The sequence below is a fragment of the Pseudomonas schmalbachii genome (assembly GCF_017589465.1).
In the GTDB taxonomy this organism is placed as follows: Bacteria; Pseudomonadota; Gammaproteobacteria; order Pseudomonadales; family Pseudomonadaceae; genus Pseudomonas; species Pseudomonas schmalbachii.
In genome coordinates this window covers 1-26880 of record NZ_JAELYA010000008.1, presented here as the reverse complement: position 1 = coordinate 26880, position 26880 = coordinate 1, and the positions used below count along the sequence as shown (strand labels likewise).

General features: G+C 65.7%; 24 protein-coding genes and 2 rRNA genes. 11 read left to right on the top strand and 15 right to left on the bottom strand.

Translation table 11 applies throughout. The features are described from left to right. Positions 1 to 54: 54 nt before the first annotated feature. Genes spoT through JFY56_RS19165 form a run of 3 tightly spaced genes read left to right on the top strand, consistent with a single transcriptional unit; the run spans position 55 to position 3360 of the window. Entirely contained in the window at positions 55 to 2163 is a 2109-nt protein-coding gene (spoT, locus tag JFY56_RS19175) for a bifunctional GTP diphosphokinase/guanosine-3',5'-bis pyrophosphate 3'-pyrophosphohydrolase (protein WP_208315647.1), read from the top strand. Between the two features lie 26 nt (positions 2164 to 2189). Continuing rightward, a complete protein-coding gene (locus JFY56_RS19170; protein WP_208315646.1) occupies positions 2190 to 2570 on the top strand; it encodes a RidA family protein in 381 nt (126 codons plus the stop codon). A 55-nt stretch (positions 2571 to 2625) separates the two neighbouring features. After that, positions 2626 to 3360, top strand: a complete 735-nt coding sequence (locus JFY56_RS19165) for a hypothetical protein (RefSeq protein WP_208315645.1) — start codon at positions 2626 to 2628, stop codon at positions 3358 to 3360. A gap of 91 nt (positions 3361 to 3451) precedes the next feature. On the opposite strand, the gene JFY56_RS19160 is transcribed toward JFY56_RS19165, so the two are convergent. Then, positions 3452 to 4318, bottom strand: a complete 867-nt coding sequence (locus JFY56_RS19160) for an NAD-dependent epimerase/dehydratase family protein (RefSeq protein ID WP_208315644.1) — start codon at positions 4316 to 4318, stop codon at positions 3452 to 3454. A gap of 176 nt (positions 4319 to 4494) precedes the next feature. On the opposite strand from JFY56_RS19160, the gene JFY56_RS19155 reads away from it, so the two are divergent. From JFY56_RS19155 to JFY56_RS19145, 3 genes are all read left to right on the top strand, one after another. Then, positions 4495 to 5427: a hydrogen peroxide-inducible genes activator gene (locus tag JFY56_RS19155; protein WP_208315643.1), complete on the top strand. Its 933-nt coding sequence runs from the start codon at positions 4495 to 4497 to the stop codon at positions 5425 to 5427. After that, positions 5424 to 7499 carry an ATP-dependent DNA helicase RecG gene (gene recG, locus JFY56_RS19150; protein ID WP_208315642.1) on the top strand — a complete coding sequence of 692 codons (2076 nt, stop codon included), beginning with the start codon at positions 5424 to 5426 and terminating at the stop codon, positions 7497 to 7499. Before JFY56_RS19155 ends, recG begins: the two co-directional genes overlap by 4 nt. 102 nt (positions 7500 to 7601) lie before the next feature. After that, positions 7602 to 9005: an aminoacyl-tRNA deacylase and HDOD domain-containing protein gene (locus tag JFY56_RS19145; RefSeq protein WP_208315641.1), complete on the top strand. Its 1404-nt coding sequence runs from the start codon at positions 7602 to 7604 to the stop codon at positions 9003 to 9005. Between the two features lie 369 nt (positions 9006 to 9374). Here the strand turns inward: JFY56_RS19145 and JFY56_RS19140 are convergent, their stop codons facing one another. From JFY56_RS19140 to JFY56_RS19120, 5 genes are all read right to left on the bottom strand, one after another. Further along, entirely contained in the window at positions 9375 to 9767 is a 393-nt protein-coding gene (locus tag JFY56_RS19140; protein ID WP_208315640.1) for a helicase, read from the bottom strand. 133 nt (positions 9768 to 9900) lie between these two features. Then, positions 9901 to 10245, bottom strand: coding sequence for an HU family DNA-binding protein (locus JFY56_RS19135; RefSeq protein WP_268968885.1), 345 nt, complete (start codon positions 10243 to 10245; stop codon positions 9901 to 9903). Positions 10246 to 10377: 132 nt separating this feature from the next. After that, on the bottom strand, positions 10378 to 11532 hold the full coding sequence (locus JFY56_RS19130) for an FAD-dependent oxidoreductase (RefSeq protein WP_208315638.1): 1155 nt from the start codon (positions 11530 to 11532) through the stop codon (positions 10378 to 10380). Positions 11533 to 11586: 54 nt separating this feature from the next. Beyond that, positions 11587 to 11754 (bottom strand): rubredoxin, encoded by a 168-nt coding sequence (locus tag JFY56_RS19125; protein WP_208315637.1) that lies wholly within the window; start codon positions 11752 to 11754, stop codon positions 11587 to 11589. 131 nt (positions 11755 to 11885) lie between these two features. Then, a complete protein-coding gene (locus tag JFY56_RS19120) occupies positions 11886 to 12053 on the bottom strand; it encodes a rubredoxin (RefSeq protein WP_208315636.1) in 168 nt (55 codons plus the stop codon). Positions 12054 to 12254: 201 nt separating this feature from the next. Between JFY56_RS19120 and JFY56_RS19115 the strand changes: the two genes are divergently transcribed. Further along, positions 12255 to 12803 (top strand): chorismate--pyruvate lyase family protein, encoded by a 549-nt coding sequence (locus JFY56_RS19115; protein WP_408004436.1) that lies wholly within the window; start codon positions 12255 to 12257, stop codon positions 12801 to 12803. A gap of 27 nt (positions 12804 to 12830) precedes the next feature. Then, positions 12831 to 13721, top strand: a complete 891-nt coding sequence (gene ubiA, locus JFY56_RS19110) for a 4-hydroxybenzoate octaprenyltransferase (protein WP_208315634.1) — start codon at positions 12831 to 12833, stop codon at positions 13719 to 13721. 66 nt (positions 13722 to 13787) lie between these two features. Here ubiA and JFY56_RS19105 read toward each other — a convergent pair whose 3' ends face one another. Beyond that, positions 13788 to 14159 (bottom strand): COG4315 family predicted lipoprotein, encoded by a 372-nt coding sequence (locus tag JFY56_RS19105; RefSeq protein WP_208315633.1) that lies wholly within the window; start codon positions 14157 to 14159, stop codon positions 13788 to 13790. Positions 14160 to 14454: 295 nt separating this feature from the next. Between JFY56_RS19105 and phoB the strand changes: the two genes are divergently transcribed. The 3 genes from phoB to JFY56_RS19090 all read left to right on the top strand — a co-directional run bounded on the left by phoB (position 14455) and on the right by JFY56_RS19090 (position 17939). Continuing rightward, positions 14455 to 15144 (top strand): phosphate regulon transcriptional regulator PhoB, encoded by a 690-nt coding sequence (phoB, locus tag JFY56_RS19100; RefSeq protein WP_208315632.1) that lies wholly within the window; start codon positions 14455 to 14457, stop codon positions 15142 to 15144. Positions 15145 to 15187: 43 nt separating this feature from the next. Continuing rightward, on the top strand, positions 15188 to 16492 hold the full coding sequence (gene phoR, locus JFY56_RS19095; RefSeq protein WP_208315631.1) for a phosphate regulon sensor histidine kinase PhoR: 1305 nt from the start codon (positions 15188 to 15190) through the stop codon (positions 16490 to 16492). A gap of 106 nt (positions 16493 to 16598) precedes the next feature. Beyond that, the gene (locus tag JFY56_RS19090; RefSeq protein WP_208315630.1) at positions 16599 to 17939 is read left to right on the top strand and encodes a hemolysin family protein; all 1341 of its coding nucleotides are present in this window, start codon (positions 16599 to 16601) and stop codon (positions 17937 to 17939) included. Between the two features lie 235 nt (positions 17940 to 18174). Here JFY56_RS19090 and JFY56_RS19085 read toward each other — a convergent pair whose 3' ends face one another. From JFY56_RS19085 to JFY56_RS19050, 8 genes are all read right to left on the bottom strand, one after another. Continuing rightward, positions 18175 to 19074, bottom strand: coding sequence for a peptidoglycan DD-metalloendopeptidase family protein (locus JFY56_RS19085; protein WP_208315629.1), 900 nt, complete (start codon positions 19072 to 19074; stop codon positions 18175 to 18177). 220 nt (positions 19075 to 19294) lie between these two features. Then, a complete protein-coding gene (gene phoU / locus JFY56_RS19080) occupies positions 19295 to 20023 on the bottom strand; it encodes a phosphate signaling complex protein PhoU (protein WP_208315628.1) in 729 nt (242 codons plus the stop codon). Between the two features lie 155 nt (positions 20024 to 20178). Beyond that, on the bottom strand, positions 20179 to 21015 hold the full coding sequence (gene pstB, locus JFY56_RS19075; protein WP_208315627.1) for a phosphate ABC transporter ATP-binding protein PstB: 837 nt from the start codon (positions 21013 to 21015) through the stop codon (positions 20179 to 20181). A gap of 57 nt (positions 21016 to 21072) precedes the next feature. After that, positions 21073 to 22749, bottom strand: coding sequence for a phosphate ABC transporter permease PstA (pstA, locus tag JFY56_RS19070; protein ID WP_208315626.1), 1677 nt, complete (start codon positions 22747 to 22749; stop codon positions 21073 to 21075). 25 nt (positions 22750 to 22774) lie between these two features. Next, complete coding sequence (locus JFY56_RS19065) at positions 22775 to 24751, bottom strand: ABC transporter permease subunit (RefSeq protein ID WP_408004440.1); 1977 nt, start codon at positions 24749 to 24751, stop codon at positions 22775 to 22777. 451 nt (positions 24752 to 25202) lie between these two features. After that, positions 25203 to 26174: a phosphate ABC transporter substrate-binding protein PstS gene (gene pstS / locus JFY56_RS19060; protein ID WP_208315625.1), complete on the bottom strand. Its 972-nt coding sequence runs from the start codon at positions 26172 to 26174 to the stop codon at positions 25203 to 25205. Between the two features lie 339 nt (positions 26175 to 26513). Then, positions 26514 to 26629: ribosomal RNA gene (rrf, locus tag JFY56_RS19055) — 5S ribosomal RNA — on the bottom strand. 144 nt (positions 26630 to 26773) lie between these two features. Then, positions 26774 to 26880: ribosomal RNA gene (locus JFY56_RS19050) — 23S ribosomal RNA — on the bottom strand; the annotation flags it as partial.

Genomic DNA, 26880 nt, shown 5'->3' with positions numbered 1-26880 from the left:
GCCGGGCCGACGCCCAGGGGCGCCGTATTCAGATGTTCGGCAGGAGGTGATTGCTTGCCGAACATAGATGCTTTCGCCGACCGTCTGTCGAGTTATCTCAGCGTGGACCAGGTCAATCTGGTCCGCCGCGCCTACTACTACGCCGAGCAAGCCCACGATGGCCAGCGCCGCCGCAGCGGCGAGGCCTACGTCACCCATCCGCTCGCCGTCGCCAACATCCTCGCCGACATGCACATGGACCATCAGAGCCTGATGGCCGCGATGCTGCATGACGTGATCGAGGACACCGGCATCGCCAAGGAAGCGCTCACCGGGCAGTTCGGCGAAACCGTCGCCGAGCTGGTCGACGGGGTCAGCAAGCTGACCCAGATGCACTTCGAGTCGAAGGCCGAGGCGCAGGCGGAGAATTTCCAGAAGATGGCCATGGCCATGGCTCGCGACATCCGCGTGATCCTGGTCAAGCTGGCCGACCGCCTGCACAACATGCGCACCCTGGAAGTGCTGTCCGGCGAGAAGCGCCGGCGCATCGCCAAGGAAACCCTGGAAATCTACGCCCCCATCGCCAACCGCCTGGGCATGCACAGCATGCGCGTGGAGTTCGAGGATCTCGGCTTCAAGGCGATGCACCCGATGCGCTCCGAACGCATCCGCCAGGCGGTGAAGAAGGCCCGCGGCAACCGCCGCGAGATCGTCGGCAAGATCCAGGAGTCGCTGGTCAACTGCCTCGCCCGCGAGGGTCTGGAAGGCCAGGTGCTGGGGCGCGAGAAGCACCTCTACAGCATCTACAAGAAGATGCGCGGCAAACGCCGGGCGTTCACCGAGATCATGGACGTCTACGCCTTCCGCATCGTCGTCGACAAGGCCGATACCTGCTACCGCGTGCTTGGCGCCGTGCACAGCCTGTACAAGCCGTTCCCGGGGCGCTTCAAGGACTACATCGCGATTCCCAAGGCGAACGGCTACCAGTCGCTGCACACTACGCTGTTCGGCATGCATGGCGTGCCCATCGAAATCCAGATCCGCACCCGCGAGATGGAAGAGATGGCCAACCACGGCATCGCCGCGCACTGGCTGTACAAGTCCGCCGACGACGAGTCGTTCAAGGGCACCCGCGCCCGCGCCCGCCAGTGGGTGAAGGGCGTTCTGGAATTGCAGCAGCGCGCCGGCAACTCGCTGGAGTTCATCGAGAACGTGAAGATCGACCTGTTCCCGGACGAGGTCTACATCTTCACACCCAAGGGCCGCATCATGGAGCTGCCCAAAGGTTCCACGCCGGTCGACTTCGCCTACGCGGTGCACACCGACGTCGGCAACAGCTGCATCGCCTGCCGTATCAACCGCCGCCTGGCGCCGCTGTCCGAGCCGCTGCAGAGCGGCCAGACGGTGGAAATCGTCACCGCGCCGGGCACCCGGCCGAATCCGGCCTGGCTGAACTTCGTGGTCACCGGCAAAGCGCGCACACACATCCGCCACGCCCTGAAACTGCAGCGCCGCTCCGAGTCGATCAACCTCGGCGAGCGCCTGCTGAACAAGACCCTCACCGGCTTCGACAGCCACCTCGAGAAGGTCCCGCAGGAGCGCATCCAGGCGGTGCTCGCCGAATACCGCATGGAAGTCTTCGAGGACCTGCTGGAAGAGATCGGCCTGGGCAACCGCATGGCCTACGTGGTCGCCCGCCGCCTGGTCTCCAGCGAAGGCGAGGCCACGCCGAATGCCGAAGGACCGCTGGCGATCCGCGGCACTGAAGGATTGGTGATCAGCTATGCGAAATGCTGCTCGCCGATTCCCGGCGACCCCATCGTCGGCCACCTGTCCGCCGGCAAGGGCATGGTCGTGCACCTGGAAAGCTGCAAGAACATCAGCGAATTCCGCCATAACCCGGAAAAATGCATCCAGCTCAGCTGGGCCAAGGATGTCACCGGGGAATTCAACGTCGAATTGCGCATCGAACTGGAGCACCAGCGCGGCCTGATCGCCCTGCTCGCCACCAGCGTCAACGCCGCCGACGGCAACATCGAGAAGATCGGCATGGACGAACGCGATGGCCGCATCAGCGTGGTCCAGCTGGTCGTCAGCGTGCACGACCGCGTGCACCTGGCCCGCGTCATCAAGAAGCTGCGCGCGCTCAAGGGCGTGATCCGCATCACCCGCACGCGCAGCTGACCTCACCTATCCAATAAGGAGTCTTCATGAGCAAGTCCGTCATCCACACCGACAATGCACCTGCCGCCATCGGTACCTACTCCCAGGCCATCAAGGCCGGCAACACCGTCTACGTTTCCGGGCAGATCCCGCTGGATCCGAAGACCATGGAGCTGGTCAGCGGCTTCGAAGAGCAGACCGTGCAGGTGTTCGAGAACCTCAAGGCAGTGATCGAGGCCTCCGGTGGCGCCCTGAAGGACGTGGTCAAGCTGAACATCTTCCTCACCGACCTCTCGCACTTCGCCAAGGTCAACGAAATCATGGGCCGCTACTTCACCCAGCCCTACCCGGCCCGCGCCGCCATCGGCGTGGCCGCCCTGCCGAAAGGCGCCCAGGTCGAGATGGACGCCATCGTCGTCCTGGAATAAGCGCAATCCCGGACGGGGCCCTTCGGGGCCCCGTTTTTTTATGCAAGGAGCACCCATGCGTCGCGCCCTCGTGCTGAGCGCCCTGCTCGGCCTGCTGACCGGCTGCGCCGGCACCCCGTCCGATCCGTCCGGCATCTGGATCAACCAGGCCGCCATCGAAGCCGCCAGCAAGGGCGGCAAACTCCGCGAAGCGCTGCTCGCCTACGGTCCGAACCTGGAATGGCGGCTGGACGGCAAGGCCCATGTAGCGACCTTCAGTAACGGCTTCGAACTCGGCTCCGGCCAGTTGAACGAGGAAAGCCCCCAGCGCTGGCGGGTCGATTTCTACGGCAACACCCGGGAATACCTGGAGCTAGCCGGCAAGGAGCTGGTTCAGGTCGGCAGCGAGAACTGGCCGGAACAGCGTTTCGCCCGTGCGGAACAGCAACCGGCGGAAAACACGCCGCCCGGCGCCACCTTCCAGCGCGCGTTGTACCAGGCCTATCTGGACGGCAGCTGGGAAATCCAGGAAGGCCCCGGCCAAGGCGAAGAAGTGAAGTTCCAGCCCGACGGCCGCGTCGACGGACTCCCCGGCGCCGAGCGCTACGCGCTGTGCCTGGCTGGCGACTGCGCCGCAATGAGCGGCGACAACGACAGCATCTGGCTGCAACAGGGCGCCCAGGGCCGCGAATACCTGTTCGTCCGCGAAGAGGACAAGCTGGAACTGTTCGAGGCCGTGAACGGCGCCCGGGACGGGGAAATGCCCGAGTACAGTCCCGGCAAGCGCGTCTGGCTGCTGGAGCGCGACTAGCGCCAGGGGCAGCAGCGCCCTTGGCAGGTTGGCGCTGAACGCAGTGAAGCCCAACATTCCGCGCGTTGGGCTTCGCAAGCTCAGCACCAACCTACATGGAGCCGGTGCTCACCTCATCCAGCATCGCCGCGTAGCCCTCGCGATAGCTGGGATAGCGCGGCACCCAGCCGAGCGCGCGGGCGCGGGCGTTGCTGCAGCGCTTGCTGCCGGTGCGGCGCATTTCCTGCTGCTCGGACCACTGCGTGACGCCCAGGCGCTCGCGCAGCCAGCCGACCACTTCGGCCAGCGCCGCCGGCTCGTCGTCCACGCCCAGATAGCAGTCCTGCAGCGCCACGCCGCGTGCGTCCGCCTCGACCAGAGCCGCCAGCAGACCGGCGGCATCGTCGGCATGGATGCGGTTGGCGTATACAGGCGGCTCGCTGGCCACCCGGTAGCCCTGGCGCACCTGGTTGAGCAGCCATTCGCGGCCGGGGCCGTAGATGCCGGTGAGGCGCACCACGCTCGCCGGGATGTCGCTGCCCAGCGCCAGTTGCTCGCCGTCGAGCATCACCCGCCCGGTGAAGTGCTCGGCGTCGGCGGCGGAAGTCTCGTCCACCCATTCGCCGTCCTGCTGGGCATACACACCGCTGCTGGAGACGAACAACAGCCGTTTCGGCCGTTGGCCGCATTGCCGCAGCCAGCCGAGGGCGTTGCGCAGGCCGTCGACATAGGCCGCGCGGTAGCCAGCCTCGTCATGCTGGTTGGCGGCGGCGGTGAACACCACGTAGTCCAGCTCGCCACGCGGCCAGTCCGCCGGGCAGGCCGGGTCGGCCAGGTCGCCCGCCACCGGCTGGATCGCTGACGGCAGCGCGGCGACGTTGCGGCGCAGGCCATGAACGGACCAGCCTTTCTCGGCGAGCTGCACGCCCAGGCGGCTGCCGACATCACCGCATCCCACGATCATCAGGCTTCGAGACATATTCCACTCCCAAGGAAGACCGGCCCGAGTTTAGTGGCCTGGACGACTAATTCAATCGATCACTGCGCCACAACGGAACCATGGCCCCTCATCAATTAGCCGCACGGGCCCGCCGCGCAGGTTGGTTCGTGGCGGAGCAGCCGCTATGCTTGGCCGACATAAACGGATTAGCCGCCATGACCCTCACCGAACTGCGCTATATCGTCACACTCGCTCAGGAGCAGCATTTCGGCCGCGCCGCGGAGCGCTGCCACGTCAGCCAGCCGACCCTCTCGGTCGGCGTGAAGAAGCTCGAGGATGAGCTGGGTGTGCTGATCTTCGAGCGCAGCAAGAGCGCCGTGCGCCTGACACCGGTCGGCGAGGGCATCGTCGCCCAGGCGCAGAAAGTGCTCGAACAGGCGCAGAGCATTCGCGAGCTGGCCCAGGCCGGCAAGAATCAGCTGACCTCGCCGCTCAAGGTCGGCGCCATCTACACCATCGGCCCGTACCTGTTCCCGCACCTGATTCCTCAGTTGCACAAGGTCGCGCCGCAGATGCCGCTGTACATCGAGGAAAACTTCACCCACATCCTCCGCGACAAGCTGCGCACCGGCGAACTGGACGCGATCATCATCGCCCTGCCGTTCGAAGAAGCCGACGTACTGACCAAACAGCTGTTCGACGAGCCGTTCTACGTGCTGATGCCCGCCGGCCACCCGTGGACCGCCAAGCCGACCATCGACGCCGAACTGCTCAACGACAAGAGCCTGCTGCTGCTCGGCGAGGGTCACTGCTTCCGCGACCAGGTGCTGGAAGCCTGCCCGAGCGTGCGCAAGGGCGACGACCACAAGCACACCACGGTGGAATCCAGCTCGCTGGAAACCATCCGCCACATGGTCGCCTCCGGGCTCGGTATTTCGGTGCTGCCGTTTTCCGCGGTGGACAGCCACCACTACGCACCCGGCGTGATCGACGTACGCCCGTTCACCGCACCGGTGCCCTACCGCACCGTGGCCATCGCCTGGCGCGCCAGCTTCCCGCGCCCTCGCGCCATCGAAGTGCTGGCCGACTCGATCCGCCTCTGCTCGGTCGCCCGGCCGACGGTCAAGGGTGAAGCCGAGCCGGCATGACGGAACTGGCGAATGTCCCGGTCACGGCGCTGAAGGGCGTCGGCGCGGCGCTGGAAGAAAAGCTCGCGCGGGTCGGCCTGGAGAATCTGCAGGACATCCTCTTCCACCTGCCGTTGCGCTACCAGGACCGCACCCGCGTCATCCCCATCGGCGCGCTGCGCCCGGGACAGGACGCGGTGATCGAAGGCGTGGTGGTCGGCGCCGACGTGGTCATGGGCAAGCGCCGCAGCCTGCTGGTCCGCCTGCAGGACGGCAGCGGCACGCTGAGCCTGCGCTTCTACCACTTCAGCCAGGCGCAGAAGGACGGCCTCAAGCGCGGCACGCACCTGCGCTGCTATGGCGAGGCCCGTCCCGGCGCCTCCGGCCTGGAGATCTACCACCCGGAATACCGCGCGCTGAGCGACGCCGCGCCCGCCCCGGTGGAACAGACCCTGACACCGATCTACCCGACCACCGAAGGCCTCACCCAGCAGCGCCTGCGCCAGCTCAGCCAGCAAGCCTTGGCACTGCTCGGCCCACGCAGCCTGCCGGACTGGCTGCCGGCGGAACTGGCCCGCGACTACCGACTGGGGCCGCTGGACGAGGCGATCCGCTACCTGCACCGCCCGCCGCCGGATGCCGACCTCGAAGAACTCGCCGAAGGCCGCCACTGGGCGCAGCACCGCCTGGCCTTCGAGGAACTGCTGACCCACCAGCTGTCGCTGCAACGCCTGCGCGAAAGCGTGCGCTCGCAGGAAGCTCCCCAGCTTCCGCCGGCACGCAAGCTGCCGCAGCGCTTCCTGAAGAATCTCGGCTTTGCCCCCACCGGCGCGCAGCAGCGGGTCGGTGCGGAAATCGCCTACGACCTCGCCCAGCCGGAGCCGATGCTGCGCCTGGTACAGGGCGACGTCGGCGCCGGCAAGACGGTGGTCGCTGCCCTCGCCGCCCTGCAGGCGCTGGAGGCCGGCTACCAGGTGGCGCTGATGGCGCCCACCGAAATCCTCGCCGAGCAGCACTTCATCAACTTCAGCAAGTGGCTGGAGCCGCTCGGCATCGAAGTCGCCTGGCTGGCCGGCAAGCTCAAGGGCAAGGCGCGCACGGCGGCGCTGGAGAAGATCGCCGGCGGCGTGCCGATGGTGGTCGGCACCCATGCGCTGTTCCAGGACGAAGTGCAGTTCCGCCGCCTGGCCCTGGCGATCATCGACGAGCAGCACCGCTTCGGCGTGCAGCAGCGCCTAGCTCTGCGTCAGAAGGGCGTGGACGGCCGCCTGTGCCCGCACCAGCTGATCATGACTGCCACGCCGATCCCGCGGACCCTGGCGATGAGCGCCTACGCCGACCTCGATACCTCGATCCTCGACGAACTGCCGCCCGGCCGCACGCCGGTGAACACCGTGCTGGTCGCCGACAGCCGCCGCATCGAAGTCATCGAGCGCGTGCGCGCCGCCTGCCGGGAAGGCCGCCAGGCGTACTGGGTGTGCACGCTGATCGAGGAATCCGAGGAACTGACCTGCCAGGCCGCGGAAACCACCTTCGAGGAACTGTCCTCCGCCCTCGGCGAACTGCGCGTCGGCCTGATCCACGGGCGCATGAAGCCGGCGGAAAAGGCCGAAGTGATGCTGGAGTTCAAGGAAGGCCGCCTGCAACTGCTGGCGGCCACCACGGTGATCGAGGTGGGCGTCGACGTGCCCAACGCCAGCCTGATGATCATCGAGAACCCCGAGCGCCTTGGCCTGGCCCAGCTGCACCAGTTGCGCGGGCGTGTCGGCCGGGGCAGCGCGGCGAGTCATTGCGTGCTGCTCTACCATCCGCCGCTGTCGCAGATCGGTCGCGAGCGCCTGGCGATCATGCGTGAGACCTGCGACGGCTTCGTCATCGCAGAGAAGGACCTGGAGCTGCGCGGCCCCGGCGAGATGCTCGGCACCCGCCAGACCGGCCTGCTGCAGTTCAAGGTCGCCGACCTGATGCGCGACGCCGACCTGCTGCCGGCGGTGCGCGACGCCGCCCAGGCATTGCTGGCGCGCTGGCCGCAACACGTCAGCCCGCTGCTGGAACGCTGGCTTCGGCATGGCCAGCAGTACGGCCAAGTGTGACGAACCTCACCTGAATTCCTCCGCGCCCATCGGCTGAAGCCCCCGGCATTCGCGGCGTCTGGTTATACTCCCGGCCAGCCGCCGATAACCGGAACCCCACTCATGAGCGACGCCGCCCTCGCCCAATCAGACACGGCACGATCCCCTGCCGCGATACTCCAGCTGCTCGCCCGCCTGGGCATCGCCTATCGCGAGGTCAGCGAGGCAATCGCCCTGCCGCTCGCGCGCCGCGTGCAGGCCTGTTTCCTGGAAGATGCCGGTGGCACCCTGCTGGTGCTGTTCCCGCAGAACCAGTTGCTCGACCTCGGCCGCCTGGGCGAACTCACCGGCCGCCACCTCGTCGCCGTCGCCCCGGAGCGCCTGGAGCGTATGCTCGGCAAGCACCATCTCGCCCGCCTGCCCGGCCTGCCGCCGATCACCAGCTCGCCCTGCCTGTACGACGAGCGCCTGCTGCAGGAGCCGCATCTGCTGGTGGAATCCGGCGTGCCGGGGACCCTGCTGGAAATCGCCACCGGCGACTTCCGCAATCTGCTCGACAAGGCGATTGCCGGGCGCTTCGGCATCCCGCTGGAAGCCATCCACCCGAACCTCGACCGCCCCGACGACGACCGCGCGGAAATCACCCAGGCGGTGCATGCGTTCACCGCCCGCCGCATCCAGCAGCGCCTGGAAGAAACCATCGAGATCCCGCCGCTGCCGCAGACGGCGCAGAAGATCATCAAGCTGCGGGTCGATCCGGACGCCACGGTGGAAGACATCACCGACGTGGTCGAGACCGACCCGGCACTGGCCGCGCAGGTGGTCAGCTGGGCCGCTTCGCCGTTCTACGCGGCGCCCGGCAAGATTCGCTCGGTGGAAGACGCCATCGTCCGCGTGCTCGGCTTCGACCTGGTGATCAACCTCGCCCTCGGCCTGGCCCTGGGCAAGACCCTCAGCCTGCCCAAGGACCACCCGCAGAAGGCCACGCCCTACTGGAACCAGGCGATCTACAACGCCGCGGTGATCGACGGCCTGACCCGCGCCATGCCGCGCAGCGCTCGGCCGGAGACGGGGCTGGCATACCTCGGCGGCCTGCTCCACAGCATCGGCTACCTGGTCCTGGCGCACATCTTCCCGCCGCATTTCTCGCTGATCTGCCGGCATCTGGAGGTCAACCCGCACCTGGAGCACAGCCAGGTCGAGCAGCACCTGCTGGGGATCACCCGCGAACAGATCGGCGCCTGGCTGATGCGCGCCTGGGGCATGCCGGAGGAAATCTATACCGCCCTGCGCTTCCAGCATGACCCGGACTACAGCGGCGCCTGCGCGCCCTACGCCAACCTGGTGTGCCTGGCGACCCACCTGCTGCGCAACAACGGCATCGGCAGCGGCCCGGTGGGCGACATCCCGCAGGCCCTGCTGGATCGCCTGGAGATCAGCCACACCCGCGCCGAAGATGCCGTACGCAGGGTGCTGGATGCGGAAGCGGCACTGCGCGAGCTGGTATCCAACCTGAACACACAGTGACGTAGGTTGGTGCTGAGCGCAGCGAAGCCCAACGGTCCACCCTGCGTATCTGAGGAAAATCGCGGGCATGGCCCGCTCCTACGGCTCGCTCGTGCGGAACGTAGGGTGGAAAACGGCGAAGCCTTTTCCACCATCAAGCGCGGTGTGGGGGGGACGCCCAGTCCGATGCTCGCGAAGCTTTTGAGTTGCCGGCGTTCGCGAGCAGAGCTCGCTCCTACAGGAATACGCTCCGCGTCTGACCGTAGGAGCGGGCCATGCCCGCGATGCATTTACGTGGTGCGGGCTGAGCGCAGCGAAGGCTGAGCCATGGCACCGTTGGGCTTCACTGCGTTCAGCGCCAACCTACGCGGCGGCGCGCCACGGCGAACGTCAGGCAGCCTGCTTCTCCACTGCCTTCTTCCTGGGCTTCAGGTGCTTGGCCAGCCCCTGGAACCAGATCACCAGCGCCGGATTGCCCTGGATCTGGATTGTCTTGTTCTGGATGCCCTGCATGAAAGCCAGCTGCGCATTCTTCGCGGTCATCAGGGCGAAGCCGGTGGCGCCGTCCTTGAAGCCGATGGCGAAGGCGGGTTGCGCATGCTGGCCGCGGCGGGCGCTGACCTGCCGGTCCTTGACGATGAAATGGCGGGCGATCTTGCCGTCCAGCGTATGCAGCTGGAACACCAGGTCCTTGCCTTCGAGCTGCTCGCGGAATGCGGGATTGTCGCGACTGGCCCTGGCCATCCGGCGACCGAGCATCCACAGGAGAAAACGAAATTTCAAGCGCGCAACCTCGAAGTTCATGAACGATGGCGGCGCATTGTAGCGACTTTCCGGAGCGACTACATCCGGACTTCGATAAGGCGGGAGGGAGTTGGGATGACCCGGAGCCATGCCGGCTCCGGGTCGGGGACGATCAGTTGACTGCGTCCTTGAGAGCCTTGCCCGGCTTGAAGGCGACGGTGTTGCTGGCCTTGATCTTGACCGGTTGGCCGGTCTGCGGGTTCTTGCCGGTACGTGCGCCACGATGGCGCTGAACGAAGGTGCCAAAACCTACCAGGGTGACGCTGTCCTTGCGGTTGAGTGCTCCGGTGATCTCATCCAGCAGAGCATTCAGTACCTTGTTGGCCTGGTCTTTGGTGAGGTCAGCCTTTTCTGCAATTGCAGCGGCGAGTTCAGGTTTGCGCATAGATGCCTCTTTGACGGTTTGTTGTTGTTTTGTGTCCGTGCTGTCTTCCCAGCAGCGCCCGGAGCCCCACAGCTCGGCCGTGCCCTACAGGCTCTAGGCTGCGGGATACCGGGAGGAGGATGGCACGGCTGACGCTGGCACGCCAGTATCATTAGGCAAATCGCCAGGGCAATCCGGAGGCAAAACCGCCATGAAATCGGCTATTTACGCCAAAAGTGCGGGTAACTCTTTGTTCAACGAGAGTTTTTCGCCTACCGCGGCGCCGCAGAGGGCATATCCGAGCAGACGACCAGCGGTATCCCGGCAAAGCACCTTGAGGTCCGCGCCAGAGCCTTCCACGTGCCATTCACCCTCGCTGCCGCGCGGTGGCGGCGACACCACCAGCGGGCAGACCGGCGTCTTCACGGTGACCGGCATCGGGCCGTAGGCCACCGGCGTCGGCTTGCCCGCCAGGGTCTGCGCCAGCGCCCGCGCGCAGGCCATCAGCGGCATGACGTAAAGCAGGTTGAGGCCATCGACTTCGGCGCAGTCGCCGAGGGCATGGATGTTCGGCTGGGAGGTGCGCAGATGGCGGTCGACGACGATGCCGCGGTTGACCCCCAGCCCCGCCGCGGCGGCCACCTCGATGCGCGGGCGCAGGCCGACCGCGGATACCACCAGGTCGCACTCGACCACGCTGCCATCGGAGAGGCGCGCTTCCAGGCCGTCCGCGCGGCGCGTCAGGCTGGACAGCACCGGGCCAAGGTGGAAGCGCACGCCGAGACCTTCCAGTCCGGCCTGCACGGCCCTCGCCGCGGCGGAATGGATCAGGCCCGGCATGACCTGCTCGCACGGCGCCACCACGTCGATCTGGTAGCCGCCGCTGGAAAGATCGTTGGCGAACTCGCAGCCGATCAGCCCGGCGCCCAGCAGCAGCACACGGCGCTTGCCGTCGGCGGCGGCGCGGAAGCGTGCGTAGTCTTCGAGATCGTTGATCGGGAAGATCGCATCCTGCGCATCGCCCTGCACCGGCACGCGAATGGTGTCGGCGCCCCAGGCGAGCACCAGGTCGCGGTATTCGATCCGTTCTTCGCCAATGCAGATGCATCGCTGATCGGGCTCGATGGCGGTGACGCGGGTATGGGTGAAGATGCGCGCGTTCAACTGCTCGGCCATCGCGCCGGCCTCCGCCGTGGCCAGGCCGTCGGCGTCCTTGTTGCGGGCGAAGCCGGTGGAGAGCATCGGCTTGGAGTAGGAGCGGCCGTCGTCGGCGGTAATCAGCAGCAGCGGCGTTTCGCTGTCCAGCCTGCGCCACTCGCGGGCCAGGGTGTAGCCGGCCAGGCCGGTGCCGATGATCACCAGCGGTGCATTGTCACTCATCGAGTTCTCCACTTCGTGGACGACCAGGCGGTCGTCAATCTGAACGAGGGGGAATCAGGAAATTTCGATCATCTCGAAGTCGATCTTGCCGGCCCCGCAGTCGGGGCAGACCCAGTCGGCGGGAATGTCTTCCCACGGGGTGCCGGGTTCTATCCCCTCTTCCGGCAGACCGGCCGCCTCGTCATAGATGAAACCGCAGACCACGCATTGCCATTTGCGCATCGCCTTCCCTCCCCCGGGTCGCCTCGCGAACCAATGCGCAAGAGGATACCTGCAGCCCGTACGAAGCCCAAGGCAGCGGCACAAACGAAAACGGCGGCTCCAGGCCGCCGTCATCGGGGAAACGCGGGCGATCAGCCGATCTCGATCATCTCGAAATCCATCTTGCCCACGCCGCAGTCCGGGCACAGCCAGTCTTCCGGGACATCCTCCCAGCGGGTACCGGCGGCGATACCCTCTTCCGGCCAGCCCTGGGATTCGTCATAGACCAGGCCACACACCACACACTGCCACTTCTTCATCGGCTAACACCTTTCTAATAATGTCGGGATCGCAACACGATCCGCACTCGCCCCGTTTTGTACTGGCGATGGGCCGGCCATGCAAGTACCGGCCGGCCATTGCGTGGAAAACCGGCAATGCAGCCTTGCCCATCATGCAAAACCGGCCGCCCGCGCGGGCATGCTAAGCTGCGCGCTTCGACCCGACCTGCAAGCATCACCGTGCCCGACGCCGCCCTGATCCATCCGCCACGCTGGCTCACCGCCGCCCAGTTGCACCCCGCACCGCCCGCCAGCGTTCTCGACTGGCTGTTCGACCAGGGCTCGCTGACCCGCCGCCTCACAGCCCAGTCCGATGGCACCTTCGCCGTCGAACCGCTGGCGGAAGGCTGGCACCGCCTGCGTCCGGACGAGTGCGCCGCCCTCGGCGTGGCCGACGGCAGCCAGGGCTGGGTGCGCGAGGTCTACCTGCATGGCCGCGGCCAGCCCTGGGTGTTCGCCCGCAGCGTCGCCGCCCGCAGCGCGCTGGAAGGCTCCGGCTTCGATCTCAGCCTGCTCGGCAGCCGCTCGCTCGGCGAACTGCTGTTCAGCGACCGCGCCTTCCATCGCGGCGCCATCGAAGTCTGCCGCTACCCGGCCGCCTGCCTGCCGCCGACGGTGCGCAGCGAGCGCCTGTGGGGGCGTCGCTCGTGCTTCTCCCGCGGCAGTCTCGGCGTGCTGGTCGCCGAGGTATTCCTGCCGGCCTTCTGGCAACAGCTGGACGCCGTATAATCGCCCGGCCGAAGCCGGAGACCACTCATGTTCGCCACCCTGATCAAACCGCTCGCCCGCCTGCACCCCCGCGCCTGGGACTTCCTCCAGCTGATGCGGATGGACAAGCCGATCGGCATCTACCTGCTGCTGTGGCCTACCTTGTGGGCGCTGTGGATCGCCGCCGAGGGCGTGCCGGATGCGAAGAACCTGGTGATCTTCGTGCTCGGCGTGGTACTGATGCGCGCGGCCGGCTGCGTGATCAACGACTTCGCCGACCGCAACTTCGACGGCCATGTCGCACGCACCAAGGCGCGTCCGCTGGCCACCGGCAAGATCAGCGTGCGCGAGGCCTGGATCACCTTCGCCATCCTGCTCGCCGCCAGCTTCGCCTTGGTCCTGTGCACCAATGCGCCGACCATCTGGCTGTCGTTCGGCGGTGCGGCGGTGGCGGCGCTCTATCCGTTCATGAAGCGCTACACCTACTACCCGCAGGTGGTGCTCGGCGCGGCCTTCTCCTGGGGCATGCCGATGGCCTTCACCGCCGAGCGCGGCGAGCTGCCGGCAGCGGCGTGGCTGCTGTTCTTCGCCAATGTGCTGTGGACGGTGGCCTACGACACCTACTACGCGATGACCGACCGCGAGGACGACCTGAAGATCGGCATGAAATCCACCGCGATCCTCTTCGGCGACGCCGACCGCCTGATCATCGGCAGCCTGCAGGGCCTGACCCTGCTGCTGCTGGTCCTGGCCGGCAATCGCTTCGAACTGGGCGGCTATTTCTACGCCAGCCTGGCAGTGGCAGCGGGATGCTTCGCCTGGGAAGCCTGGTCGACCCGCACGCGCGATCCGCAGGCCTGCTTCAAGGCATTCCTGCACAATCACTGGGCGGGGCTGGCGATCTTCATCGGCATCGTCGCCGACTACGCGCTGCGGTAAACCGGGCGCCGGCGACGTGCCGCAAGGCGGGACCAAAAGTGTTGGGGAATGGTTCGCACCGTCCGCTTACTGCGGCTTGGCGACGTGCCAGACGCCCATCTTGCCGTCACCCGTTACATCGCCGGGTTTCTTGTCCTGAATGAAGGTGTACAGGGGCTTGCCGTAATACGCCCACTGCTTGCCGCCATCGTCGCGGGTGACGACGGTCCAGTCGTCATCGTCGGCCTTGGCTCCCTCGGCGGCCACCAGCGGCGGCCAGTTCGCCGCGCACTGACCGTTGCACGCGGACTTGCCACCGCTGTCCTTGTCGAAGGTGTACAGCGTCATGCCCTTGGCATCGACCAGCACGCCATCCTTGACCGTCGCCGGCTCATCGGCATGCGCTGCCAGCACAGGCAGCATCAGGCCCATGGCCAATGCCAGGTATCTGATCTTCATCGTCGATCTCCTCTGGAGAAATGGAATGACGCGGGCGGAATCGCAAGGCCGGGCATCCACGAGCAGGAGTACCAGTCAGGACTGCATCGACAGCGCACGCGAACGTCATGCAGGAAATGTCGCGGCGAACGCCGGCGACCTCTGGCCAGCCTGGTACGGCCGGCTGGCGCCCCATCAGCATAGTCGAGGCATCTGCTCCGCGCCGGCCGGCAACGCGTCTAGCACAGGCATGTCACATAGCTGCAATAATTTCGTTATCTAATGCGGCGCAAGACAGGAATCTCGAGGCACCAGCATGGTTGGCAAGACAATTCTCATCGTTGACGACGAAGCGCCGATTCGCGAGATGATCGCCGTGGCGCTGGAAATGGCCGGCTACGAATGCCTTGAGGCGGATAGCGCGCCGCAGGCGCACGCGGCCATCGTCGATCGCAAGCCGGACCTGATCCTGCTCGACTGGATGCTCCCCGGTACCTCCGGCATCGAGCTGGCCCGCCGCCTCAAGCGCGACGAGCTGACCGACAACATCCCGATCATCATGCTCACCGCCAAGGGCGAAGAGGACAACAAGATCCAGGGGCTGGAAGTCGGCGCCGACGACTACATCACCAAGCCGTTCTCGCCACGCGAACTGGTCGCCCGCCTGAAGGCCGTGCTGCGCCGCGCCGGTGCCGGCGACAGCGAGACGCCGATCGAGGTGGGCGGCCTGCTGCTCGACCCGGTCAGCCACCGCGTGACCATCGACGGCCGCCCGGCGGAGATGGGCCCGACCGAATACCGCCTGCTGCAGTTCTTCATGACCCACCAGGAGCGCGCCTATACTCGCGGCCAGTTGCTCGACCAGGTGTGGGGCGGCAACGTATACGTCGAGGAACGTACCGTCGACGTGCACATCCGCCGCCTGCGCAAGGCGCTCGGCGAGGCCTACGAGAACCTGGTACAGACGGTGCGCGGAACCGGCTATCGTTTCTCCACCAAGGGCTGACCAGCCCCACGGAACGCTCACAAGGAACAGGACGCAAGCCGTCGTGAATCAAGATTGGCGTGGAGCGCTGCTGCTTCACCTGCTGCTGGTGCTGGCCGGCTCCCTGCTGGTCGGCCTGCTCACCGGCCACTACGGCTGGGCCCTGGCGATCGGCCTGGCCATCTACCTCGGCTGGACCCTGCGCCAGCTGCAACGCCTCTACCACTGGCTCAACACCCACCAGCAGGATGAAGAACCGCCGCACAGCCACGGGCTCTGGGGCGAGGTGTTCGACAGCATCTATCGCCTGCAGCGCGGCAACCAGCGCGTGCGCGGCCACCTGCAGTCGGTGATCAACCGCATGGAAGAATCCACCGCCTCGCTGCGCGACGCCATCGTCATGCTCGACAGCGACGGCAACCTGGAGTCCTGGAACCCCGCCGCGGAGCGCCTGCTGGGTCTGAAGAGCCCGCAGGACATCGGCCAGCCGGTGTACAACCTGGTGCGCCATCCGCGCTTCAAGGAATACTTCGCCGCCGAGGACTATCGCGAGCCGCTGGAGCTGCCCTCGCCGATCAACGAACATCTGCGCCTGCAGATCCAGATCACCCTCTACGGCCAACGCGATCACCTGATGCTGGCCCGCGACGTGACCCAGGTGCACCAGTTGGCGCAGATGCGCAAGGACTTCGTCGCCAACGTCTCCCACGAGCTGCGCACGCCGCTGACGGTGATCGCCGGCTACCTGGAGACCCTGCTCGACAACGCCGAGAACATCAACCCGCGCTGGGCCCGCGCGCTGCAGCAGATGCAGCAGCAGGCCGGGCGCATGCAGAGCCTGCTCAACGACCTGCTGCTGCTGGCCAAGCTGGATGCCACGGATTATCCGGCCGACAACAAGCCGGTCGCCGTCGATCTCCTGCTGCTGACGATCCGCAACGACGCCCAGGCGCTGTCCGGCGCGCGCAACCACCGCATCAGCCTGGAGGCCGACCCGAAGGTGCGGATCAAGGGCAGCGAGGCCGAGCTGCGCAGCGCCTTCTCCAACCTGGTGTTCAACGCAGTGAAATACACCCCGGACGAGGGCGAGATCCGCATTCGCTGGTGGGCCGACGAGCAGGGCGCACACATGGCCGTGCAGGACAGCGGCATCGGCATCGAGGCCAAGCACCTGCCGCGCCTGACCGAACGCTTCTACCGGGTGGACTCCAGCCGCGCGGCGAACACCGGCGGCACCGGTCTCGGCCTGGCCATCGTCAAGCACGTGCTGATGCGCCACCGCGCGACCCTGGACATCGCCAGCGTGGTCGGCAAGGGCAGCAGCTTCGTCTGCCACTTCCCGCCGACACAACTGGAAGACCGCGCCTGAAACCACGCCCGGCGCGGCGCGCTGCAAGTCCTGCAACACCTGCAGACTTGCCAGCGCCGTCCGCTGCCCGCATTCTTAGCTGCTCCTTCAACCACACAACACAACCATGGACCCTTCCCCTAGTAGCTCCTTCCTGACTTATTTCGCCGATTTCGGCCTTATTCTCTTCGCCCTTTTCCTCGTCCTGCTCAACGGCTTCTTCGTGGCCGCCGAGTTCGCCATGGTCAAGCTGCGCTCTACCCGCGTGGAGACCATCGCCAAACAGCACGGCTGGCGCGGCACCATCCTGCGCAAGGTGCACAACCAGCTCGACGCCTATCTTTCCGCCTGCCAGCTCGGTATCACCCTGGCCTCCCTCGGCCTCGGCTGGGTCGGCGAGCCGGCCTTCGCCGAACTGCTCGAACCGCTGCTGGCTGCCGTCGGCATTCAATCGCAAGAGATCATCCACGGGATCTCGTTCTTCACCGCGTTCTTCATCATTTCCTACCTGCACATCGTGGTCGGCGAGCTGGCGCCCAAGTCCTGGGCGATCCGCAAGCCCGAGCTGCTGTCGCTGTGGACCGCGGCGCCGCTGTACCTGTTCTACTGGCTGATGTACCCGGCCATCTACCTGCTCAACGCCAGCGCCAACACCATCCTGAAGATCGCCGGCCAGGGCGAACCGGGGCCGCACCACGAGCACCACTACAGCCGCGACGAGCTGAAGCTGATCCTGCACTCCAGCCGCGCCCATGACCCCAGCGACCAGGGCATGCGTGTGCTGGCCTCGGCGGTCGAGCTCGGCGAACTGGAAGTGGTGGACTGGGCCAACTCCCGCGAGGACCTGGTGTACCTGGAGCGCAGCGCGCCGCTGGACGAGATCCTGGCAACCATCCGCCGCCACAAGTACAGCCGCTACCCGGTTTTCGACAGCGCCAGGGGCGAGTTCATTGGCCTGCTGCACATCAAGGACCTGCTGCTGGCGCTGACCGCGCTGGACAGCCTGCCGGAGTCCTTCGACCTCGATGAGCTGACCCACCCGCTGGAACTGGTGACCAAGCACATGCCGCTGTCGAGCCTGCTCGAACAGTTCCGCCAGGGCGGCTCGCACTTCGCCCTGGTCGAGGAGGCCGACCACAAGGTGATCGGCTACCTGACCATGGAAGACGTGCTGGAAGTGCTGGTCGGCGACATCCAGGACGAACACCGCAAGGCCGAGCGCGGCATCCTCGCCTACCAGCCGGGCAAGCTGCTGGTGCGCGGCGATACCCCGCTGTTCAAGCTGGAACGCCTGCTTGGCATCGACCTCGACCACGTCGAGGCGGACACCCTGGCCGGGCTGGTCTACGACAGCCTGAAGCGCGTGCCGGAAGAGGAAGAAGTGCTGGAAACCGAGGGCCTGCGCATCATCGTGAAGAAGATGAAGGGCCCGAAGATCGTGCTCGCCAAGGTGGTCAAGCTGGACTGACGCCTGCCGTTCCTACGGGCGGCAATGCCCACCGTAGGTTGGCGCTGAGCAACGCGAAGCCCAACATCGCCATCGTTGGGCTTCACTGCGTTCAGCACCAACCTACGCGAATTCTGGCCCGGCCACGTAGTGCGTAGGGTGGACAACGCGAAGCTTGTCCACCTTGCCCTTCTGCAAGACTCCATCGGTGGAAACGCGGGGCGGCCATCCGCTTCGCGGTTTTCCACCCTACTCTTCAGTTATCCCCACCCACCGCGAAGTTCGGCAGTTCGTCCACCGGCTGGGCGAAGTCGAACGGGATCGATTCCAGCGCCAGGCCGACGTTGCGCTGCACCACGAAGTGCAGGTGCGGGCCGCTGCTGTTGCCGGTGTTGCCCGAGCGCGCCAGCGGCGTGCCGATGCCAACGCGCTGGCCCTCGCGGACCAGCACCGAGCCGCGCATCAGGTGCAGGTAGACGCCCATGGTGCCGTCGTCATGCAGGACGCGCACGAAGTTGCCGGACGGATTGTTGCCACGGCCGCTCTGGCTGTTCTCCACCTTCACCACCATGCCGCCGCGCGCGGCGACGATCGGCGTGCCTTCGGGCATGGCGATGTCGATGGCGTAGCGGCCTTTCGGGGTGAAGTGGCTGTACTTGCCGTTCGGCCCCTGGCTCAGGCGGAACGGCCCGCCGCGCCACGGCAGCGGATACCTGAAGAACTGCGGCTGCAGGCGCGGATCGCCGAGGGCGTAGCGCAGTTTGGGCTTGTACTGCATGGGCCTGGCCGGATCGCGCGGCGCCAGGGTGGCGAGGCGGATGGTGCTGCGCGGCGGCAGCACCCAGCGGATCGGCGCGTCCGGCACACCCACGGCATTCTGCGCACCACCGATGCGCAACTCGACCTCGACCGGGGCGAACAGGTCGTTGCGCACCTGCAGGGTTTCGCCGCCGGCGTGTTTCTTCGTTTCCAGTTTCACCTGGTTTTCCAGGTGCTCGACCATGCGGTCGCGGAACACGAACACCTGCGCACCCGCCACGGCCTTGTCCGTGTAGGTGACTACGCCATTGGCGTCGGTGTACTTGTAGATGGTCACGGCCGCGGCCGGCCCCATGGTGGCCAACAGGCCACAGAAGAAGATAAGGCGTCCCAGCATGTCGGCTCTGGTTATAGGTATGCGACGCCGCAAGACTAGCAGCGTGCCCCGGCCGCTGCGAGCTACCGGCAGTCGGCCTGTGACCCCGGTCGCCAGAATGTGTATCTGGAGGACGTAGGTTGGCGCTGAGCTTGCGAAGCCCAACGATGCAGCGCCGAGCCGATGTTGGGCTTCGCTGCGCTCAGCGCCAACCTACGTGAGAAGCCGACGTGCGCGGCAGTTACTGCTTCTTGTCGCTCTGCACTTCTTCCTGCATGCGCGTCAGGCCGATGTGGCGCACGTCGGTGCCGCGCACCAGGTAGATCACCAGTTCGGCGATGTTGCGCGCGTGGTCGCCGATGCGTTCCAGCGAGCGCAGCGCCCAGATGATGCTGAGCACCCGCGAGATCGCCCGCGGGTCTTCCATCATGTAGGTCACCAGTTCGCGCAGGGCGGTCTTGTACTCGCGGTCGACATTCTTGTCGTACTGCGCCACCGACAGCGCCAGGTCGGCGTCGAAGCGGGCGAAGGCGTCCAGCGCATCCTGGACCATCTTGCGCACCTGTCCGCCGATATGCCGGACCTCGACGTAACCGCGCGGCGCCTCGCCTTCCTCGCAGAGCTGGATGGCGCGGCGGGCAATCTTCGAGGCCTCGTCGCCGATGCGCTCGAGGTCGATCACCGACTTGGAAATGCTGATGATCAGGCGCAGGTCGGAGGCCGCCGGCTGGCGACGGGCGAGGATGCGCAGGCATTCCTCGTCGATGTTGCGCTCCATCTGGTTGATCTGGTCGTCGATCTCGCGCACCTGCTGGGCGAGGCCGGAGTCGGCGTCGATCAGCGCGGTGACCGCGTCGTTGACCTGTTTCTCCACCAGCCCGCCCATGGCCAGGAGGTGGCTGCGCACATCCTCCAGCTCGGCGTTGAACTGCTGGGAGATGTGATGGGTGAGGCTTTCTTTGTTGATCATGTGCAAACCCTTGAAAGGTGCGAAGTTCTTTTATCCGGTCTCACCTGGAACATTGAGGCCCTTGAGAAATCTTCGCTGGCGCGAAGGCGGAGCGCCGACAGTACATCCAGTACGGCAAGCTCCGCCGACAAAGCCAGAGGAGATTTCTCATGGCCTCAACCGTAACGCCCGGTGATGTAATCCTCTGTCTGCTTCTTCGCCGGATTGGTGAACAGCGTGTCGGTGTCGCCGAATTCGATCAGCTTGCCCATGTACATGAACGCCGTGTAGTCGGAAACCCGCGCGGCCTGCTGCATGTTGTGGGTGACGATGACGATGGTGAACTTCGACTTCAGCTCGTAGATCAGCTCTTCGATCTTCAGGGTGGAGATCGGGTCGAGCGCCGAGCAGGGCTCGTCGAGCAGCAGGACTTCCGGCTCCACCGCGATGGTGCGGGCGATCACCAGGCGCTGCTGCTGACCGCCGGAGAGGCCGAGGGCGGATTCGTGCAGGCGGTCCTTCACTTCATCCCACAGCGCGGCGCCCTTCAACGCCCACTCCACGGCCTCGTCGAGCACGCGCTTCTTGTTGATGCCCTGGATGCGCAGGCCGTAGACCACGTTCTCGTAGATGCTCTTGGGGAACGGGTTGGGCTTCTGGAACACCATGCCGACGCGGCGGCGCAGCTCGGCGACATCGACGCCCTTGGCGAAGATGTTGTGGCCGTCGAGGCGGATCTCGCCCTTCACATGGCAGCCGTCGACCAGGTCGTTCATGCGGTTGAAACAGCGCAGCAGGGTCGACTTGCCGCAACCGGACGGGCCGATGAAGGCGGTCACGCGCTGCTTGGGGATGTTCATGCCGACGTCGAACAGTGCCTGCTTGTCGCCATAGAACAGGTTCAGGCCGGGCACTTCGAGGGCCACCGGCTCGTTCTCGAGGATCATCCCCGGACGCTTGCCACGGCCCAGCGCGCTGATGTCGATGCCGTGGGTATGGGATTCTTGTTGCATGTGAGTCTCCTTCGGAGGCTACGGGCCGCAGGCCTGCAATGGGCCTGCGGCGACTGATCAGTTTTCCAGCGCCTTGTACTTTTCGCGCAGGCGGTTACGAATGGCGATGGCCGAGAAGTTCAGCAGGGCGATCACCATCACCAGCAGCAGCGCGGTGGCGTACACTAGCGGACGCGCGGCCTCGACGTTGGGGCTCTGGAAGCCGACGTCGTAGATGTGGAAGCCGAGGTGCATGATCTTCTGGTCCAGGTGCACGTACGGGTAGTTGCCGTCCACCGGCAGCGCCGGAGCCAGCTTGACCACGCCGACCAGCATCAGCGGCGCCACTTCGCCGGCGGCACGCGCCACGGCGAGGATCAGGCCGGTCATCATCGCCGGGCTGGCCATCGGCAGGACGACCTTCCACAGCGTCTCCGCCTTGGTCGCGCCGAGCGCCAGGGAACCTTCGCGCACCGCGCGCGGGATACGCGCCAGGCCTTCTTCCGTGGCGACGATCACCACCGGTACGGCGAGGATCGCCAGGGTCAGCGAAGCCCAGAACAGACCCGGAGTACCGAAGGTCGGCGCCGGCAGCGCTTCGGGGAAGAACAGCCGGTCGATCGAGCCGCCCAGCACGTAGACGAAGAAGCCGAGGCCGAACACGCCGTAGACGATCGCCGGAACGCCGGCGAGGTTGTTCACGGCGATGCGGATGATGCGGGTCAGCACCCCCTGCCTGGCATATTCGCGCAGGTAGACCGCGGCGATCACACCGAACGGGGTGACGATCACCGCCATCACCAGGGTCATCATCACGGTGCCGAAGATCGCCGGGAAGATGCCGCCCTCGGTGTTCGCTTCGCGCGGGTCGTCGCTGAGGAATTCCCAGAGTTTCTTGAAGTAGAAGGCGAGCTTCTCGCCGTAGCCCATGGCGTTCGGCTGATAGGCGTGCACCAGCTTGCCGAGGCTGATCTCGGTCTGCTGGCCGCTGGCGTCGCGCATCACCACGCTGTCGCGGTTGAACTCCTGGTGCAGGGCGCCGAGTTGTTCCTCGAACACCTTGTAGCGGGCATTCAGCTCGCTGCGGCTGGCGGCCAGGTCGGCCTGGGCCTCTGGGGTCAGCTCATTGCGCAACTGCAGACCACGTTCCTGCAGACGCAGGCGCTCCAGGCCGTGGTTGATGCCGCCGATGTCTTTCTTCTCCAGCTGGTAGACCTGCGCGTAGAGCTCATCCACGCGCTGCAGGCGCTTGTGCAGCTCGGCCATGGCGCCCGGCCCTTCGGCGACCACCTTGCCGCCTTCCTTGACGCTGGTCAGGTAGCCATAGAAGTTGCCGTATTCGCGGCGCTCCAGGGTGACCAGATCGTCCGGCGTGCGGACATCGCCCAGCCACTCGCCGATCACCCAGGAGAAGTCACTGCCATACAGGTCGCGGTTGCCCAGCTTGAGCAGTTCGCGGGTCATGAATTGCGGACCGCTGTCCGGCACCGGCAGGCCGGCGCTGTGCAGGCGCTCGCGCGGCACCTGCTCGCGCTGCACTTCCTCGCCGATCAGGGTCTTCGGCGCCTCGCCGGGCACGTTGTAGGTCGCCTCGATCACGTTCGCCGGCCAGAAGTGGCCGAGACCGCGCACGGCGATCACCGACAGCAGGCCGATGGTCATGATCACCGCGATGGACACCGCACCGGCGTTCAACCACACCCAGGGCGAACCGCTGGCGAACCACGCTTTGACGGATTCCTGTTTCTGTTTCACAGAGGTATGCCTCGTCATGCGCCGCTTACAGCGACGCGTATTTCTTCCGCAGCCGCTGACGGATCAGCTCGGCCAGGGTGTTCATCACGAAGGTGAAGGAAAGCAGTACCAGCGCCGAGAGGAACAGCACGCGGTAGTGGGTGCCGCCCACTTCCGATTCGGGCATTTCCACCGCGACGTTGGCGGCCAGGGTGCGCATGCCCTGGAAGATGTTCATGTCCATCACCGGGGTGTTGCCGGTCGCCATCAGCACGATCATGGTCTCGCCCACCGCACGGCCCATGCCGATCATCAGCGCCGAGAAGATGCCCGGGCTGGCGGTGAGGATCACCACGCGGGTCAGGGTCTGCCAGGGCGTGGCGCCGAGGGCCAGGGAGCCGTAGGTGAGGCTGCGCGGCACGCTGAAGATGGCGTCTTCGGCGATGGAGAAGATGTTCGGGATCACCGCGAAGCCCATCGCCAGGCCGACGATCAGGGCGTTGCGCTGGTCGTAGGTGATGCCGAGGTCATGACTTATCCACAGGCGCATGTCGCCGCCGAAGAACGCCGCTTCCATGTGCGGGCTCATCCACAGGGCGAAGACGCCTACCACCAGCACCACCGGAATCAGCATGGCGGCTTCCCAGCCGGCCGGCAGGCTCAGGCGGATGCGCTCGGGCAGGCGGCTCCAGAGCAGCCCGGCGAGCAGGATGCCCAGCGGCGTCAGTATCAGCAGGCTGAAGATGCCCGGCAGGTGGCCTTCGACATAGGGCGCGAGGAACAGGCCGGCGAAGAAGCCGAGGATCACCGTCGGCAGCGCTTCCATCAGTTCGATCACCGGCTTGACCTTGCGGCGCATGCCCGGGGCCATGAAGTAGGCGGTGTAGACGGCGGCGGCGATGGCCAGCGGCGCGGCGAGGATCATCGCGTAGAAGGCCGCCTTCAGGGTGCCGAAGGTCAGCGGCGACAGGCTCAGCTTGGGCTCGAAGTCGGTGGTCGCAGCGGTGGACTGCCAGACGTAGCCCGGCTTGTCATAGCTCTCGTACCAGACCTTGCCCCACAGCGCGCTCCAGGAAACTTCCGGGTGCGGGTTGTGCAGGCTGAGGCGCTTCAGCTCGCCGCCCTGCTCCAGCAGCAGACGGTTGGCACGCGGCGACAGAGCCATCTGGCCTGCTTCCGGCGCGACGTTTTCCACCAGCAGCTTGCGGTGGGCGGTGCTGTGGAACACGCCGAGGTTGCCTTGCCGGTCGAGGGCCAGGAAGCCCTTGCGGCGCTGTTCGGAAGCGATGCTGGCGATGGGCTGGTCGTCCAGCTTGAAGTCGCGGACATGGGAAAGACGCGGTTCGCCATCCTCGCCACGGGCCATGAACCACTGGCCGATGCCGCCGGTGGAGTCCCCAATCATCAGCGAGATACCACCGAGCAACTGGCCGCTGGCAGTGACTTCGGCGGAGGCGTCGTCGAGCAGCTTGTAACGGCCGTTCAGCTGGCGGCTGTGCAGGTCGAAGACGTCGGCATGGGCGCGGCCGTTGATGACGTACAGCCACTGCTTGCGCGGGTCCAGGTAGATCGCCTTCACCGGCTCGGCGATCTGCGGCAGCTCGATCTGCTCCTGTTCCAGGGTCGTCTCGCCGGTGAGCATGTTTTCCTGGCTGGTCAGGCTGAGCACCAGCATCTGGTTGCCGCTGGAACCGGCCAGCACCAGGCTTTCGTCGCCGGAGGCCAGCGCTACGTGTTCCAGCGGACGGCCCTGGCTGTCCAGGACGATGGCCGCTTCGCCGTAGGGGTACTCGACGTGCGGCGTGATGGTCTTCTGGTTGTTCGGGTAGGTGATCTTGTAGGTGTGCTTGAACACCAGCACCTGGCCGTTGGACAGGCCAAGGGCAATCAGCGGATGACCCGGCTGGTCCTCGGCGATCGACACCACATGGCTGCCCGCCGGCAGCTTCAGGGACTGGCGGCTCAGCTCATCGCCGGTCTTGAGGCTGAAGAACACCACCTCGCCATTGGCGGCGACGCGCATGCCCACCTGGTTCTGCTCCTCGATGCTCAGCAGCAGCGGGGCTTCGGCAGTTTTCAGCCAGGCCGGGGTCAGCGGCTGGCGGGCTTCCAGCTCGGCGCCGCGGAACAGCGGCAGCACCACGTAGGCGAGGTAGAAGAAGATCAGGGTGATCGCTGCCAGCACGGCAAGGCCGCCGACCAGCACGTACCAGCGGGTCAGGCGATCCTTGAGCGCACGCATGCGCCGCTTGCGTTGCAGCGCCGGCGTATTGAAGTCGATCCGCTCGGGAGGATTGGAAGTCATCGGGGAGTTGGCCATGTCGTTCATGGGGTGACACCCTAGCGGCTCTGTGTGACAGAAAGATGACATGCCGGTGACGCGACAAAGCCCACCAGCAGAGCCACGCCAGTGGGCCTTGTAGGGGTTGCGTCACCCCATGCCGGGCGGCCGTGCCGCCCGGTTCGCGGGCTGGTTACAGGCCCAGTTCCTTCAGCGCCTTCTCCGCGACCTTGGACGGCAGCGGGATGTAGCCGTCCTTCACGACCACTTGCTGGCCGGTCTTGGACAGGACCATCTTGAGGAACTGGCCTTCCAGCGGTTCCAGCGGCTTGTTCGGCGCCTTGTTCACGTAGACGTAGAGGAAGCGGGACAACGGGTAGGTGCCGTTCAGGGCGTTCTGCTCGTTATCCTCGACGAAGGTGGCACCATCCTTCTTGGCCAGGGCGACGGTCTTCACGCTGGCGGTCTTGTAGCCGATGCCGGAGTAGCCCACGCCATTCAGCGACTGGCTGACCGACTGCACCACCGAGGCCGAACCCGGCTGCTCGTTGACGTTCGGCTTGAAGTCGCCTTTGCACAGCGCTTCTTCCTTGAAGTAGCCGTAGGTGCCGGACACCGAGTTACGGCCGAACAGCTGGACCGACTTGTTCGCCCAGTCGCCGGTCAGGCCCAGGTCACCCCAGGTCTTCACTTCCTGCTTGCCGCCGCACAGACGGGTGGCGGAGAAGATCGCGTCGACCTGCGCCATGGTCAGGCCTTTGATCGGGTTGTCCTTGTGCACGAAGATCGCCAGGGCATCCACGGCCACCGGAATGGCAGTCGGCTTGTAGCCGTACTTCTGCTCGAAGGCCTGCAGCTCGACATCCTTCATCTTGCGGCTCATCGGGCCGAGGTTGGCGGTGCCTTCGGTCAGCGCAGGCGGCGCGGTGGAGGAACCGGCAGCCTGGATCTGGATGTTCACGTTCGGGTAAAGGCGCTTGTATTCCTCGGCCCACATGGTCATCAGGTTGGCCAGGGTGTCGGAACCGACGCTCGACAGGTTGCCCGATACACCGCTGGACTTCTGGTAATCCGGCAGCGCCGGATCGATAGCGGCTACCGCACTGGCGGCGCCCACGCCTGCGGCGACAAAAGTCAGGGCCGCCATCAAACGCTTGAGTTTCATGCCTTGCTCCTCGAACAGGATAGGTTGGATGGATCGGGGGCCAGTATCGTCAGGCCGCATGAAGACTCTATGACGCGAATGTGACAGTTGGATGAAATGCCATCAGTCATTGCGACATTTCGATGACAGCCTACGCAACTACGTGGCGGGGCCATAACCCGCGTAGATTGGTGCTGAGCGCAGTGAAGCCCAACGATGGCAATGTTGGGCTTCGCGTTGCTCAGCACCAACCTACAGTGGGCATTGCAGCCCGCGAATGACAATGGCGCGAACCGTGGGCTTTTCCGCGCGCAAAAGCAAAACCCCCGGCCATTGCTGACCAGGGGTTTCGGGATAGGTGCTTGACGATGACCTACTCTCACATGGGGAGACCCCACACTACCATCGGCGATGCGTCGTTTCACTACTGAGTTCGGGATGGGATCAGGTGGTTCCAACGCTCTATGGTCGTCAAGCAATTCTTTCGGATGCTCGTGGCTTTCGCTCACGCTCACCCCAATTCGGGTATGTGATCTTTCGGTGTCATTTGCGGTTCTCACGAACTTTCGGTTCGTCGACTTCACCACTACACCACAATCCTCAGATTGCTTGGGTGTTATATGGTCAAGCCTCACGGGCAATTAGTATCGGTTAGCTCAACGCCTCACAGCGCTTACACACCCGACCTATCAACGTCGTAGTCTTCGACGGCCCTTCAGGGGACTCA

Excerpts from the sequence above, each read along its gene's own strand:
- JFY56_RS19170 (WP_208315646.1), top strand. The coding sequence starts at position 2,190 with ATGAGCAAGTCCGTCATCCACACCGACAATGCACCTGCCGCCATCGGT.
- JFY56_RS19165 (WP_208315645.1), top strand. The coding sequence starts at position 2,626 with ATGCGTCGCGCCCTCGTGCTGAGCGCCCTGCTCGGCCTGCTGACCGGC.
- JFY56_RS19160 (WP_208315644.1), bottom strand. The coding sequence starts at position 4,318 with ATGTCTCGAAGCCTGATGATCGTGGGATGCGGTGATGTCGGCAGCCGC.
- JFY56_RS19155 (WP_208315643.1), top strand. The coding sequence starts at position 4,495 with ATGACCCTCACCGAACTGCGCTATATCGTCACACTCGCTCAGGAGCAG.
- recG (WP_208315642.1), top strand. The coding sequence starts at position 5,424 with ATGACGGAACTGGCGAATGTCCCGGTCACGGCGCTGAAGGGCGTCGGC.
- JFY56_RS19145 (WP_208315641.1), top strand. The coding sequence starts at position 7,602 with ATGAGCGACGCCGCCCTCGCCCAATCAGACACGGCACGATCCCCTGCC.
- JFY56_RS19130 (WP_208315638.1), bottom strand. The coding sequence starts at position 11,532 with ATGAGTGACAATGCACCGCTGGTGATCATCGGCACCGGCCTGGCCGGC.
- JFY56_RS19125 (WP_208315637.1), bottom strand. The coding sequence starts at position 11,754 with ATGCGCAAATGGCAATGCGTGGTCTGCGGTTTCATCTATGACGAGGCG.
- JFY56_RS19120 (WP_208315636.1), bottom strand. The coding sequence starts at position 12,053 with ATGAAGAAGTGGCAGTGTGTGGTGTGTGGCCTGGTCTATGACGAATCC.
- ubiA (WP_208315634.1), top strand. The coding sequence starts at position 12,831 with ATGTTCGCCACCCTGATCAAACCGCTCGCCCGCCTGCACCCCCGCGCC.
- JFY56_RS19105 (WP_208315633.1), bottom strand. The coding sequence starts at position 14,159 with ATGAAGATCAGATACCTGGCATTGGCCATGGGCCTGATGCTGCCTGTG.
- phoB (WP_208315632.1), top strand. The coding sequence starts at position 14,455 with ATGGTTGGCAAGACAATTCTCATCGTTGACGACGAAGCGCCGATTCGC.
- JFY56_RS19090 (WP_208315630.1), top strand. The coding sequence starts at position 16,599 with ATGGACCCTTCCCCTAGTAGCTCCTTCCTGACTTATTTCGCCGATTTC.
- JFY56_RS19085 (WP_208315629.1), bottom strand. The coding sequence starts at position 19,074 with ATGCTGGGACGCCTTATCTTCTTCTGTGGCCTGTTGGCCACCATGGGG.
- phoU (WP_208315628.1), bottom strand. The coding sequence starts at position 20,023 with ATGATCAACAAAGAAAGCCTCACCCATCACATCTCCCAGCAGTTCAAC.
- pstB (WP_208315627.1), bottom strand. The coding sequence starts at position 21,015 with ATGCAACAAGAATCCCATACCCACGGCATCGACATCAGCGCGCTGGGC.
- JFY56_RS19065 (WP_408004440.1), bottom strand. The coding sequence starts at position 24,751 with ATGCGCGTCGCCGCCAATGGCGAGGTGGTGTTCTTCAGCCTCAAGACC.
- pstS (WP_208315625.1), bottom strand. The coding sequence starts at position 26,174 with ATGAAACTCAAGCGTTTGATGGCGGCCCTGACTTTTGTCGCCGCAGGC.